The organism is Candidatus Symbiopectobacterium sp. (assembly GCF_020054415.1).
Lineage (GTDB): Bacteria > Pseudomonadota > Gammaproteobacteria > Enterobacterales > Enterobacteriaceae > Symbiopectobacterium.
On record NZ_JAHWCO010000621.1, the window covers coordinates 1 to 13,131 of the forward strand.

Sequence of the window (13,131 nt, forward strand, 5' to 3'; positions counted from 1 at the left end):
CGTGCTGCGGGCGTACGCCGATGGCCACTTTACTCGATGGAAAACGGATCTGGGCAGAAAAGAATCTGAACCAGATGTAATCTGACAGACACCTGTATAAATAATCGGTAACTGTCAGATCAGGTCTGAGCTAGTACACAATTAAGGGACACAGCCTAGCCTTACAAGCGCGACTCGGGCAGAGCGCACTGATCGATGATCATATTCACTGGGCAATTGAGCAACAATTGGCACGCCGTGCCGCTCAGTCTATCGACGTGCAGTTGCCGCAGAAAAAACGGCTTATTCGTGCTATGGAAAAAGGATTACCGTTCGTGTATTCAATGAGTTGATGTAGCATCAAACGTAGTACTCGCGTTCGATATAAGTACCGATGATCCTATCGTGCATTTCGGATGATTTTGAATATCCGAGCGTCTTGCGATTGAGCCGTTGCAATCGGTTACGCAGTGTCAGATGTGCACGCTCAATATGCTGTGTATACAGCTTGCTAACAATGTATTTTACTTTTGGAAGTTCGTCGTTGTAAGCCCTGTAGCCATACGTGTTTGCATGACTGACGACGGTAACGCTGATGGCCACTTTTGCCATAACCGTGTTTTTTCACAGGAGATGTCTGTTCACAAAACGGGCATCTTACATCCACTTTAGCCACTGTATTCCACATCCAAAACCGGACATTTCACGCTGCAATCAACATATTGAATACACGACCTGAAAATGCTCGCTTGCGCTACCACTTCATTAAATTATAAGAGTTGATGTTGTATCTCTGGTGATATGTCTTCATGATTGCCGGATGCACAACAGATGACGGCAGGCTGTGAGTCATGCAGGCATCGGTCGTATTAGTCCTTTTTATAACAATCAGTTAAATAAATAAGGAGAATCCAGTGCGCTGGTTACCGCTATTCCTACTCTTTCTTTTTGCCTACATTGAAATTTCGCTGTTCATCCGCGTTGCGGAAGTACTGGGCGTTGCGGTGACGTTGCTGCTGGTGGTGTTCACCTCCTGTATTGGCGTTTCTCTGGTGCGCAATCGGGGTGTGAAAACGTTTATCCAGATGCAACAGAAAATCGCTGCGGGAGAGAGCCATGCGGCGGAAATGGTCAAAAGCGTATCGCTGGTATTGGCGGGCTTTTTGCTTCTGCTTCCCGGTTTTTTCACTGACTTCCTTGGATTGCTGCTGCCGTTGCCCCCGGTACAAAAACGGTTGACGGTCAAACTGATGACTCATCTGCACATTTGGCGCGGCGCTGGCACCACATCGTCCGGCAGTAACGGCAATACCTTTGACGGTGAGTTTTACCGCAAAGATGACGATCACAAAAATCTCGAGCATAGAGACGATCAAGACAAATGATACTGATTGAGAAAAAGATATTAACTGTATGTTTTATATCTTTTTTTATTTCATCTCATCAGAATTTCATCACTATCGCAAAAAAAATCCTTTTTCTCCCTTGAAGGGAAGCGAATCGTCCCCACTTAGAAATTCGCAAGGCGGGTATGAGAATGTACCCGGCGTTAATACCAAACTGATATGGACTTTCTCAAAGGAGAGCTATCAATGAAAATTCGTCCATTGTATGACCGCGTGATCGTCAAGCGTAAAGAAGTCGAGTCCAAATCTGCTGGCGGTATTGTTCTGACCGGTTCTGCTGCGGCTAAATCTACCCGTGGTGAAGTACTGGCGGTGGGCCATGGTCGCATTCTGGGAAACGGCGACGTAAAACCGCTGGATGTGAAAGTTGGTGATATCGTCATTTTCAATGATGGCTATGGCGTGAAAGCAGAGAAGATCGACAACGAAGAAGTCCTGATCGTATCTGAAAGCGACATCCTGGCGATTGTTGAAGCGTAATCATCTGAATAGAACGAATTTAAGGGAAATAAACCATGGCAGCTAAAGACGTAAAATTCGGCAATGACGCGCGCGTAAAAATGCTACGCGGTGTGAACGTTCTTGCTAACGCAGTAAAAGTGACCTTAGGCCCGAAAGGCCGCAACGTCGTTCTGGATAAATCTTTTGGTTCTCCGATCATTACCAAAGACGGAGTGTCCGTAGCGCGTGAAATCGAGCTGGAAGACAAGTTCGAAAACATGGGCGCTCAGATGGTGAAAGAAGTGGCCTCCAAAGCGAACGACGCAGCGGGCGACGGCACCACCACGGCAACCGTACTGGCACAGGCTATCGTAAACGAAGGTCTGAAGGCCGTTGCCGCAGGCATGAACCCGATGGATCTGAAACGCGGTATCGATAAAGCGGTTATCGCTGCGGTTGAAGAACTGAAAAAACTGTCCGTTCCTTGCGCTGACACCAAAGCCATTGCTCAGGTCGGTACAATCTCCGCCAACTCTGATGACACAGTGGGCAAACTGATCGCTGAAGCCATGGAGAAAGTGGGCAAAGAAGGTGTTATCACCGTAGAAGAAGGCTCCGGCTTACAAGATGAACTGGCCGTTGTGGAAGGGATGCAGTTCGATCGCGGCTATCTCTCCCCGTATTTCATCAACAAACCGGAAACCGGTTCTGTTGAACTGGAGAGCCCGTTCATCCTGCTGGCTGACAAAAAGATCTCCAACATCCGTGAAATGCTGCCTGTACTGGAAGCAGTTGCCAAAGCAGGCAAACCGCTTCTGATCATCGCAGAAGATGTTGAAGGCGAAGCGCTGGCGACGCTGGTGGTGAACACCATGCGCGGTATCGTTAAAGTTGCCGCTGTGAAAGCACCGGGCTTTGGCGATCGTCGTAAAGCCATGCTGCAAGATATTGCTACCCTGACTGCTGGTACCGTTATCTCTGAAGAGATCGGCCTGGAACTGGAAAAAGCCACTCTGGAAGATCTGGGTCATGCAAAACGCGTTGTGATCAACAAAGACACCACCATCATCATCGACGGTGTGGGTGATGAAGTGGTTATTCAAGGTCGTGTTGGTCAGATTCGTCAGCAGATCGAAGACGCAACGTCTGATTACGATCGCGAAAAACTGCAAGAGCGCGTTGCCAAACTGGCAGGCGGCGTTGCAGTTATCAAGGTCGGCGCAGCCACCGAAGTGGAAATGAAAGAGAAGAAAGCACGCGTTGAAGATGCGCTGCACGCGACCCGTGCTGCCGTTGAAGAAGGCGTGGTTGCTGGTGGTGGCGTAGCGCTGATTCGCGTAGCCAATGCCATTCGCAGTCTGCAAGCTGAAAACGAAGACCAGAACGTGGGTATTCGTGTTGCGCTGCGTGCGATGGAAGCTCCGCTGCGTCAAATCGTGGAAAATGCCGGTGAAGAACCTTCCGTTGTGGCTAACAACGTGAAAGCAGGTGAAGGTAATTACGGTTACAACGCCGCAACAGAAGTTTACGGCAACATGATCGACATGGGTATTCTGGATCCGACCAAAGTGACCCGTTCTGCACTGCAATATGCCGCATCCATTGCTGGCCTGATGGTCACCACCGAATGTATGGTGACCGAGTTGCCGAAAGAAGATAAAGGCGACTTAGGTGCTGCTGGCGGTATGGGTGGCATGGGCGGTATGGGTGGTATGGGCGGTATGATGTAATCAACACTGGGCACTCGCGCGCCGCGCTGACGCCCGGATGAGTAACATCAACACGCTTTTACACTTAACATGAACACTATCTGGTATATCACCAGATAGTGTTTTTTTATGTCCCGTTTTTGTCTTTTTTCTGCGCAAGCAGCGATCAAATTTTGCCAACGCGCTGTCAAAGATTAAAAAGATGTTATCATATTGCGCACCTAACGGTGGTGGGATGTGCCGAGGCATGATGTTTGTGCGCTACAATACGTGCCGCGTTATGTATTCAAACTCGGCGAGCAAGAGTGATACCACGGACGTGAGTGATGAGCGTACAATATACCGAAACGGTATCTCTGCCATCATCATGCTCCGCCAGCCACCATTGGAGTAGGGATATGCCCGATGCAGCGCTAACACTGCTGCGCAACATAGCATGGTTGCACACGACTGATTGGTTAAAAGAAACGCCGATGGCGTTGCCATCCCCTGTCGATACCTGGCTGAAAGAAACCAGTTCGATGACGCAGCGGCTGGAACGACATTGCACGCAGTTGACGGTGGTACCGTACTATAATGGTTACATCGCGACTGAGATGCTGGGTGATGAACCGCGCGAGTTACCACACAGCGCGCGTTATTGGTTGCGAGAGGTGATAATCTACGGTGATGGACAGCCTTGGGTGGCCGCCAGAACCTTGATTCCGCCTTCAGCCCTTGACACCTCTGTGTCGGCGTTGACAACGCTTGGTGATACACCGCTCGGGCGCTATCTGTTTAAACAGGATTCCCTGCAACGCGATTATATTCACATTGGGCGCTGTGAAAACATGTGGGCTCGGCGATCCCGTTTGCGTTTGTTTAATCAGCCAATACTGCTGACTGAATTGTTTTTGCCCTCGTCGCCTGCATATCATTTTCAAGGCGTTGAACGGGGTAGCCGTTAAGGAGAAATGACGTTGGAAAGAAGTATGACAGCGGGAAAATGGGGCGCTTATTGTCGGTTAATGCGAATTGATAAGCCGATTGGTTCCCTGCTGTTGCTCTGGCCAACCCTCTGGGCATTATGGCTGGCGGGCGGTGGCGTGCCGAGCCCGTGGACGCTGTTGGTCTTCGTTGCGGGAGTATTTCTGATGCGCGCGGCAGGCTGTGTTATCAATGATTACGCTGACCGCCATTTTGATGGGCATGTAAAACGCACCGCATCTCGTCCCTTACCCAGCGGCTTAGTGAGTGAGCAATCTGCAAAAGTGCTGTTCGTTGTTCTGGTGCTGATGGCGTTTGCTCTGGTGCTGACATTAAATCGTATGACCATTTGGCTCTCCGTGGCAGCGTTGGCATTGGCATGGATATACCCCTTCATGAAACGCGTCAGCCACCTGCCACAGTTTGTGTTGGGCGCAGCGTTCGGCTGGTCAATCCCCATGGCGTATGCCGCTGTCAGCGAATCCCTGCCCGCAAGCGCCTGGATCATGTTTTTAGCTTACATCTGCTGGACCGTCGCCTACGACACACAATATGCCATGGTTGATCGCGATGATGACCTCAAGATTGGCATCAAATCCACCGCTATTCTGTTCGGGCGTTTTGATAACTTGATCATCGGCTTGTTGCAGGCGAGCATGCTGGCACTGATGGTGGTACTAGGCTTGAAAATGAAACTGGGGGCGGCATTTTACCTCACGGTACTGATGGCTGCTGGTCTGTTCGGCTATCAGCAATGGCTGACCGCCGGGCGTGAGCACGATGCCTGTTTCCGTGCGTTCCACAACAATAACTTTGTGGGGATGGTGTTGTTTGCGGGGATTGTGCTGGGGCTGTGATGCCGGAGTAAAGCGGCAATAAACCGCGCAGTCGCGCAATACTACGCTTGCGCTACTTCCTGCTTTTCATCTTCCGATTCTGCGCTGGCAGGTGTGCTGGCACTTTCAATCGTCAATCGAACTTCCGGTGTGATCAAATCGCTAAGAATGCGGTAGAGTTCCAAGGTATTGCGCGTATCCACGCTGCTGCTGTCGCTGATGTAACCCTCTTGGCGCAGTGTGGCAACCAGCGTTGAAAACACGGCCTTATCAAAGAACTCAGGCGCATTGATGCCGTGCAGCACGGAAAGGCGTTGCGCCATATTACGGCTCTCTTTTTCCAGCGTACCGCGGTTCATTTCCGGGTTAGCACCGAGTAATGACAGCGTAATCGCGTAGCGTTGCAGGGTTTCCCGCACGCCAGCAGCCAACAGTTGGAGTGTGCGAGTTCGCAGTGTGTTCAACACCAGCGCATCTTGCTTGATGATAATAAGTTCCTGACGCACTAGTTCTGCGGTCAACGTTTCGATGACGGCAGGCAGTGCCTCTTTACTGTAATGCAAGAACAGTTCGGCTTGAATTAACGGGTAAATCAATGACATCTGCCGTGTTAACTCATCCGGCGTGATCCTTCCTCGGTGCATGACAATGCTGGCGATCATCGATGGCAGTACCAGCAAATGCTGGATGTTATTGCGGTAATAGGTCATCAACACAGCCTGTTCACGCGGCAGTATGATGATTTCGCCAATATTATCTTGCTCGACCTCGAATTTGTTCATTGCCAGCGCGTGTTCCAGCAGTTCCGGCGCACTCTTTTTCGGCGCAGTGACATCTTTGCTGTAAGGCACGTTGCGCAGCAACTGCAAATAGCAGTCCAGTTGCTCATGCATTTGCTCACGGGTCAGTGCGCGCTGACGTGACGCCAGCAGAGTCGTGGAGCACAGGTTCATGGCGTTGGCGGCGGCGGCATTGTTAATGCGCACCATGATGATATCTGCAATATCCTGCACGGTAGGTGTGAGCCAGGTAGGGCGCTGCGCTTCAATCGGATCGATAGCTTCGCGCCACTGCGGTACATGGTGGTTGAGGTAAGGCGTCAGCGACAGCGGCTCGCCAAAATTCACATAGCCTTGCCCCAGATTGCGCAGTTTGCGTAACCCGCGCACCATCTGCATGAAACCTTCTTTCTCTTTGGTAGCACCGCGCAGTTCTTTCGCATAGGTGCCCACTTCCATCACATGCTCATAACCCACATAAATCGGCACCAGAGTAATGGGGCGGGTACCGCCGCGCAGCATCGCCTGAAGGGTCATGGCCAGCGTGCCGGTCTTGGGCTCCAGCAAACGACCCGTGCGTGAACGCCCACCTTCCATAAAGTACTCGACGGAGTAGCCGCGAGAGAACAGCTCGCCGAGATATTCACGGAAGATAGTTGAGTAGAGCTTGTTGCCCTTGAAGGTACGGCGAATAAAGAAAGCACCCAGACGGCGGAAAATCTGGCCTGCTGGCCAGAAATTCAGGTTGATACCGGCTGCGATATGGGGAGGAACCAGACCTTGATGATACAGCACATAGGAAAGCAGCAGGTAGTCCATGTGGCTACGGTGGCAAGGCACATAAACAAGTTCATGGCCATCCTGTGCCAACTGGCGTACGCGCTCGGCATTATGTACGTTGATGCCTTGATACAGGCGGTTCCATGTCCAGCTCAGAATGCGATCGGAAAGCCGCACAGCCTCATAAGAGAAGTCTGCTGCAATCTCTTCCATCAGGGCGATGGCATTTTGCTGAGCTTTTTCATGGGAGATTTTCTTGCTGTGCGCCTCATCGTCAACGGCTTTCTTGATGGCCTTAGAGTCCAGCAGCTTATGGAATAACTCCTGACGTACCGGCAAACGTGGGCCAACTGCGGCCAGACGCTGACGTGCAAAATGCATGCGGGCGACACGCGCCAGTTTGTGCGCTATGGTTTTTTCAGTACCGTGTTCGGTTGCCATATGGCGCAGCGACACGATGCTGGAGAAGCGCACAAAGCTGTCGCGTCCCAGCCAGAGCACCGCAAAGAATTTCTCAATGCCGTTCAACAGACGCAGATGCGGCGTCGCGCCGTGCTGTCCTTCTCGGCCCGGAGAGCGGCCAAACATGACAGACACGGGCACCATCTGTACATCGAGATAGGGATTGTTGCGGTGCAGATCCAGATAATCATGGAACAGTTTGACGGATTCCTGCTTGGGTGTGTAATAGCGGAACACGCGCGGGCCATCGTTAATAAACACGTGGCTGGGCAGTGATACACCGTCAATTTCAGTGTGTTCCAGCGGATCGGGCAGTTCTAAAGCTTGGCATTTTGCGCGCAGCGTCAGTAAATCCACCTGTGAGTTATAGGGCAGCACATAAAGGATGGGGCTAGACGGATCTAACCCTAACTCAGCCACGGGATCGTTAGGAATTATCTTGCTTTTCACTAACAATTTAAGTGGTAAATTCAGTAAGTTATAGTAAATTTTACGCCAGCCGGACATAACAACCAGAAGCCTCTTGAGTAGCAATGCGCCGCAAGGATACCAGAAAGTACACGGAAGATCTGTTGTGTGAGACAACGGTGTTACGGGAAAATTGCAAAAAATCTCTGATAAGCGGGTGAAAAAACATGAATAAGGCTACCGGGGTAACTCGGATTATCAAAGCAACCGGGTACTCTCTCAAAGGGCTGAAACAGGCATGGCAGCACGAAGCAGCATTTCGGCAAGAACTGATGCTGCTGGTCGTGGCGGTGCTGGTTGCGTGCTGGCTCCCCGTGTCACTGCTGGAGCGGCTATTGCTGATTGGCGTGGTGGTGGTGGTGGTTCTGATGGAGCTAGTCAACAGCGCGATTGAGGCCGTTGTCGATCGTGTGGGGATGGAGCACCATGAGCTCTCCGGGCGCGCCAAGGATATCGGTTCGGCGGCCGTATTTGTGGCCTTGGTCTTTGCCGCCGTTGTCTGGGCGAGCATTCTCTGGCCGCTCGTGCTGGGGTGATTTCAGCATTATTTTGAGGCAAAGCGCATAAAAACATGGGTAGTTGCCTCTCTGTCATTCCCAAGCCGCTATGACCTGTATATACTCACAGACAAACTGTATAAACAACCAGGGGGCGGGATGAAAGCATTAACAACCAGACAGCAGCAGGTCTATGATCTGATTCGCGATCATATTGCGCAGTCCGGCATGCCGCCAACGCGCGCCGAGATTGCCCAGCAACTTGGATTCCGCTCACCCAACGCGGCGGAAGAGCATTTGAAGGCGCTGGCGCGTAAAGGCGTAATTGAAATTGTCTCCGGTGCATCACGCGGTATCCGTCTGCTGATGGAAGATGAAAATGTGGGCCTGCCGCTGATTGGTCGTGTTGCGGCGGGTGAACCGCTGCTGGCGCAAGAGCACATCGAGTGCCACTATCAGGTCGATCCGTCCATGTTCAAACCGCACGCAGACTTTCTGCTGCGCGTCAGCGGTATGTCGATGAAAGATATCGGGATACTGGACGGTGATTTGCTTGCCGTGCATAAAACGCAAGAGGTGCGTAACGGCCAGGTCGTAGTGGCACGCATTGAAGATGAAGTGACGGTTAAGCGATTGAAGCGTCAAGGTAATACCGTACAACTTCTGGCGGAGAATGAGGCATTTTCTCCCATCGTGGTTGATTTGCGTGAGCAGAGTTTCACTATGGAAGGGCTGGCTGTCGGTGTTATCCGCAACGGTGAGTGGAGCTAAACCGCGTTAGCCGACAGGGCGTTTCTTTCAGGGAAAGCCTTGTCGGTGACGTGATGTGCTCTCAGCTCAACGACCGGGTTTTGAATTTTTGATGGGCACCGTATGGTCGTGATGACAGTGCCCATGTTCACGGCAATCAGCCGCTTCCTGACAGGCTTCGCACAGGCCATGTGCCTCGACCACGCTGTGACGCAGCGTGAAAGTGGCGCTTTGTGCCAACTGCTGAAGAATGGCTTCAATGCCTTCCGTCTGACGTTCCGCAACTTGCCCGCAGCGATCGCAAATAAACAGCGCTGAAATATGGCTATGCTCTTCAATGTGGTGACACATGACATAGCTGTTGGTCGATTCCACTCGATGGATAAACCCTTGCTCCAGCAGAAAATCCAGAGCGCGGTATACGGTAGGGGGTTTGGCTTGCGGTTCTGAGACGCGCAGCAGATCCAACAGATCGTAAGCACTGATCGCGCCGTGTTGCTGGGCCATCAGCCGAAGCACTTCGAGTCGCTGTGGCGTAAGGCGCACGTTGCGCTGTTGGCAAATACTTTCCGCCTGGGCAAGGAGTTTGTCTTGGTCGCTTGAATCCATTGGCCTGATCCTACCGCATGATGATGAACATGTTGCCCATCTTACCATGTAAGGCGCGGATCGCGCTGTGATAATCCATCAGTAGGCCGAATGTGCCTCAGGCAACCAGATCGATAAGCAGTGCGCGCAGCGGGGCTTTGTCGCGGATAGTCAGCTGTTTTTCCTGCTGAATGAAAGCGCCGTCTCCACACTGTAACATCGTTGCGTTCTCTTGCGGCGTCATGGCTTCCATCGCACCGTGAACCACCTGAAAATAGGCGCGGTTGCCGTTGAGCGTAAACGTGTGTTGTTCGCCTTCGTCCAATTGCAGATGGTGTACCCAAACTTGCTGGCGGAGTTGCAGGCTGCCATTTTCACCTTCCGGTGAGGCGAGCAGTTTGACCTTTGCATCGCACAATGCAAGGCGTTGCTGTGCGCTGTTTTCCCGTGACGGGCAGGCATTGAACCACAGTTACAAGCGTGTCAGCGGCGTTGTATCGCTGATACTGTGTTCGCTGTAGCTTACCGCAGGCTGCGCGGCCAATAACAGAACGTCGCCCGCTTTTGCGCGGATATGACCCCCGTTGCCGTCGCGATATTCAGCTTCACCTTGCAGCAGAATATTTAAAATATCGACCTGCGGGTAGGTGCGTGGCTGAAACGCAGAGCCTAGCTTGAGCACTTCCTAGTTTAACACGCGCAGTGATGCAAAGCCCAGCAGCTCGGGATCGAAATAATGGCCGAAGGAGAAGGTGTAGCCGCAGTCAGCTTGACCGCACTGTTCCGCTGTTCTGCATATTGTTCCGCTGTTCTGCATATGATCATGGTTCTGCACCTCAAAAATTACACTAAACAAATAGTAATTGCGTGGACGTTGGATTGTTAGCTAGTTAATCTGGTGGGTATATTCAAAATTCCTGAATGAGTGAATAAATGGCAAAAGAACGGGCATTAACGCTGGAAGCGCTGCGAGTGATGGATACCATCGATCGCCGTGGCAGCTTTGCGGCGGCGGCTGATGAGCTGGGGCGCGTGCCGTCGGCGCTGAGCTACACTATGCAGAAGCTGGAAGAAGAGCTCGACGTCGTGCTTTTTGATCGCTCAGGTCACCGCACTAAATTTACCAATGTGGGGCGTATGTTGCTCGAGCGGGGAAGAATTTTGCTTGAAGCCGCCGATAAACTGACCACAGATGCGGAAGCGCTGGCGCGCGGCTGGGAAAACCATATCACTATCGTCGTTGAAGCGCTGATCCCTACTGAGAAACTGTTTCCTCTGCTGGATAAGCTGGCGCTGAAAGCCAATACCCAGGTGTCATTGCTGACCGAGGTGCTGGCCGGTGACTGGGAGCGTTTAGAGCAGGGGCGGGCCGATATCGTGATTGCCCCTGATATGCACTTTCGCGCCTCTTCCGAAGTGAATACGCGCAAGCTGTACACCATGAACAACGTTTACGTCGCCAGCACGGATCACCCTATTCATCAGGAGCCTGAGCCGCTGTCAGATGTGACACGCATTAAATATCGCGGGATTGCCGTGGCGGATACCGCGCGCGAACGCCCGGTATTGACCGTGCAACTGTTGGATAAGCAGCAGCGTTTAACGGTGAGTTCTATTGATGATAAACGTCGCGCGCTGTTGGCAGGATTGAGCGTTGCCACCATGCCTTACCCCATGGTTGTACAGGATATTGCTGAAGGGCGCTTGCGGGTTGTCAGCCCAGAGTATTCGATGGAGAGCCAGATCATCATGGCATGGCGTCGTGACAGCATGGGCGAAGCAAAATCCTGGTTCTTGCGCGAATTGCCCAAAGTGCTGAACCAGGCGTGATGTGATGCTTGCACCTGTCGTTTGCTGATTAATCCGTTCGCTGATTAAACCTGTCGCTGCCGTGCGGTGCGCTCAGGTCGTTTTCTGGCCAGATGGAAATAATGCCGTGCGGATTGATCGTACCGTGGCTGCGGTAGTAGTGATGACGGATATGCGGGATGTTGACGGTATCTGCAATGCCAGGGATTTGGTAAATATCACGCAGGAAACCGAACAGATTCGGGTAGTCTGCCAGCCGACGCTTGTCGCACTTGAAATGGGTATGATAAACCGGATCGAAACGCAATAACGTGGTCCACAGACGAATATTCGCTTCAGTCAATGCGTTGCCTGTCAGGTAACGCTGCTGCGCCAGACGGACTTCCAACGATTCCAATGCCTCGAATACGCCATTGACCGCTTCATCATAGGCGTCCTGCGAGGTAGCAAACACCGCATTGTACACGCCGTTATTGATGGTGGGATAAATCCACTCTTTTAACGCATCAATCTGTGTGCGCAGCGCCTCCGGGTAGTAATCGCCGGGCGTTGCACCAATGTCATCAAACGCCGAATTGAACATGCGGATAATATCGGCGGATTCATTACTGACGATGGTATGGCGTGTTTTGTACCACAATACCGGAACGGTAACGCGTCCGCTGTAATCGGCGTTGGCATGCAGGTAGAGTTGATAGAGAAATTCGTGCTGATAGAGCGAGTCACCGGTGGTGTCAGGAAAATCGATGCCAAAAGTCCAGCAATGATCCAGCATCAAGGGATGCACTACGGACACACCGATGTGTTCCTGCAACCCTTTTAGCTGGCGCATGATCAAGGTGCGGGGCGCTCAGGGGCAGGCGAGCGAAACATAGAGGTGGTAGCGATTGGCTTGGGCCTCGAAGCCTCCTTCGCCCGTGACGCCCGGTGTGCCATCCGGGTTTATCCAGTGGCGAAACTGTGCAGTGGTACGTTTGAAGTGACCGCCTGTCTTGCTGGTGTCATACCATGTATCGTGCCATACGCCATCGATTAGTTGTCCCATGGGTCCTCCATCATCAATGTAAAAACCAGGGCGCAGAGTACTGCGCCGCTGGTGCGAGAGGTTATGCCTAGTGTTGGCATTAAACTATGGTGTTACCACTTTTTATTCAAAATACGGTCTATGCTGAAAGCGCCCGGGCCCGTTACAGCCAGCAGCAGATAGCCGCCTGCGATGGCCAGGTTTTTCAGGAACATCAACTGGTTTACACCTTCGGCAAAGTTAGTGTGAAACAGCAGGGCAGTCAGCAGTGTGAATCCCGCTGTGAAAAGGGCTACGGTGCGAGTCAGAAGACCGAACAGCACCGCCCAGTTCCAGCAGAATGGTCAGTGGCAGCAGAAACGTCGGAACGCCCATGGCCTGCATGTATTGCGCGGTGCCCGCATAGGAATCACCCAGTTTGCCGTAACCTGCCACGATGAACAGGATTGGCATAAAGATGCGAGCGATAAGCAGCGCTGTATTTTCTAAATTTTTCAGGCTTTGTTGAATAAATAGATTTTATGCTGGCAGCCCAGTGAAACGAAGGATCTTCGCAACGTAAAATCATGCAGTTAGGCCTCATGAGAAAAGTGTACACCTGAGATGACAAGCATTTTCAACCAAAACTGGCATGGAA

11 protein-coding genes and 4 pseudogenes are annotated in these 13,131 nt (G+C 51.9%); 9 read left to right on the top strand and 6 right to left on the bottom strand.

Annotated elements, in window-relative coordinates; all coding sequences use genetic code 11:
• Positions 1-339 precede the first annotated feature (339 nt).
• Positions 340-607 (bottom strand): annotated as a pseudogene (locus tag QZ506_RS18025) (IS1 family transposase).
• Here QZ506_RS18025 and QZ506_RS18030 point away from each other — a divergent pair.
• The 6 genes from QZ506_RS18030 to ubiA all read left to right on the top strand — a co-directional run bounded on the left by QZ506_RS18030 (position 575) and on the right by ubiA (position 5,358).
• Positions 575-718: a hypothetical protein gene (locus tag QZ506_RS18030; RefSeq protein ID WP_291972978.1), complete on the top strand. Its 144-nt coding sequence runs from the start codon at positions 575-577 to the stop codon at positions 716-718. The pseudogene QZ506_RS18025 and the gene QZ506_RS18030 sit on opposite strands and share 33 nt — an antisense overlap.
• 175 nt (positions 719-893) lie before the next feature.
• Positions 894-1,364: an FxsA family protein gene (locus tag QZ506_RS18035; protein WP_291972979.1), complete on the top strand. Its 471-nt coding sequence runs from the start codon at positions 894-896 to the stop codon at positions 1,362-1,364.
• A 207-nt stretch (positions 1,365-1,571) separates the two neighbouring features.
• Positions 1,572-1,865 (top strand): co-chaperone GroES, encoded by a 294-nt coding sequence (locus QZ506_RS18040; protein WP_291972987.1) that lies wholly within the window; start codon positions 1,572-1,574, stop codon positions 1,863-1,865.
• A gap of 35 nt (positions 1,866-1,900) precedes the next feature.
• Entirely contained in the window at positions 1,901-3,556 is a 1,656-nt protein-coding gene (gene groL / locus QZ506_RS18045) for a chaperonin GroEL (RefSeq protein WP_291972980.1), read from the top strand.
• A 305-nt stretch (positions 3,557-3,861) separates the two neighbouring features.
• Entirely contained in the window at positions 3,862-4,482 is a 621-nt protein-coding gene (gene ubiC, locus QZ506_RS18050) for a chorismate lyase (RefSeq protein ID WP_291972981.1), read from the top strand.
• 12 nt (positions 4,483-4,494) lie between these two features.
• Positions 4,495-5,358: a 4-hydroxybenzoate octaprenyltransferase gene (ubiA, locus tag QZ506_RS18055; RefSeq protein ID WP_291972982.1), complete on the top strand. Its 864-nt coding sequence runs from the start codon at positions 4,495-4,497 to the stop codon at positions 5,356-5,358.
• A 41-nt stretch (positions 5,359-5,399) separates the two neighbouring features.
• Here the strand turns inward: ubiA and plsB are convergent, their stop codons facing one another.
• Positions 5,400-7,865: a glycerol-3-phosphate 1-O-acyltransferase PlsB gene (gene plsB / locus QZ506_RS18060; protein WP_291972988.1), complete on the bottom strand. Its 2,466-nt coding sequence runs from the start codon at positions 7,863-7,865 to the stop codon at positions 5,400-5,402.
• A gap of 128 nt (positions 7,866-7,993) precedes the next feature.
• Between plsB and QZ506_RS18065 the strand changes: the two genes are divergently transcribed.
• Both QZ506_RS18065 and lexA read left to right on the top strand, forming a co-directional pair.
• A complete protein-coding gene (locus tag QZ506_RS18065; protein ID WP_291972983.1) occupies positions 7,994-8,362 on the top strand; it encodes a diacylglycerol kinase in 369 nt (122 codons plus the stop codon).
• 120 nt (positions 8,363-8,482) lie between these two features.
• Positions 8,483-9,094, top strand: coding sequence for a transcriptional repressor LexA (gene lexA / locus QZ506_RS18070; RefSeq protein WP_291972984.1), 612 nt, complete (start codon positions 8,483-8,485; stop codon positions 9,092-9,094).
• A gap of 66 nt (positions 9,095-9,160) precedes the next feature.
• Here the strand turns inward: lexA and zur are convergent, their stop codons facing one another.
• Together zur and QZ506_RS18080 are read right to left on the bottom strand one after the other, a co-directional pair.
• A complete protein-coding gene (gene zur, locus QZ506_RS18075; RefSeq protein WP_291972985.1) occupies positions 9,161-9,682 on the bottom strand; it encodes a zinc uptake transcriptional repressor Zur in 522 nt (173 codons plus the stop codon).
• A 97-nt stretch (positions 9,683-9,779) separates the two neighbouring features.
• Positions 9,780-10,478, bottom strand: a pseudogene (locus QZ506_RS18080) (pirin family protein).
• A 116-nt stretch (positions 10,479-10,594) separates the two neighbouring features.
• Between QZ506_RS18080 and QZ506_RS18085 the strand changes: the two are divergent.
• Positions 10,595-11,491, top strand: coding sequence for a LysR family transcriptional regulator (locus QZ506_RS18085; protein ID WP_291972986.1), 897 nt, complete (start codon positions 10,595-10,597; stop codon positions 11,489-11,491).
• 28 nt (positions 11,492-11,519) lie between these two features.
• Here QZ506_RS18085 and QZ506_RS18090 read toward each other — a convergent pair.
• Together QZ506_RS18090 and QZ506_RS18095 are read right to left on the bottom strand one after the other, a co-directional pair.
• Positions 11,520-12,515, bottom strand: a pseudogene (locus QZ506_RS18090) (glutathione S-transferase family protein).
• Positions 12,516-12,607: 92 nt separating this feature from the next.
• A pseudogene (locus QZ506_RS18095) lies at positions 12,608-12,992 on the bottom strand (DoxX family protein).
• Between the last annotated feature and the right edge of the window lie 139 nt (positions 12,993-13,131).

Coding starts and splice junctions, on each gene's coding strand:
- ubiC (WP_291972981.1), top strand. CDS start 3,862: ATGAGCGTACAATATACCGAAACGGTATCTCTGCCATCATCATGCTCC.
- plsB (WP_291972988.1), bottom strand. CDS start 7,865: ATGTCCGGCTGGCGTAAAATTTACTATAACTTACTGAATTTACCACTT.
- QZ506_RS18085 (WP_291972986.1), top strand. CDS start 10,595: ATGGCAAAAGAACGGGCATTAACGCTGGAAGCGCTGCGAGTGATGGAT.
- groL (WP_291972980.1), top strand. CDS start 1,901: ATGGCAGCTAAAGACGTAAAATTCGGCAATGACGCGCGCGTAAAAATG.
- QZ506_RS18065 (WP_291972983.1), top strand. CDS start 7,994: ATGAATAAGGCTACCGGGGTAACTCGGATTATCAAAGCAACCGGGTAC.
- QZ506_RS18040 (WP_291972987.1), top strand. CDS start 1,572: ATGAAAATTCGTCCATTGTATGACCGCGTGATCGTCAAGCGTAAAGAA.
- zur (WP_291972985.1), bottom strand. CDS start 9,682: ATGGATTCAAGCGACCAAGACAAACTCCTTGCCCAGGCGGAAAGTATT.
- lexA (WP_291972984.1), top strand. CDS start 8,483: ATGAAAGCATTAACAACCAGACAGCAGCAGGTCTATGATCTGATTCGC.
- QZ506_RS18030 (WP_291972978.1), top strand. CDS start 575: ATGGCCACTTTTGCCATAACCGTGTTTTTTCACAGGAGATGTCTGTTC.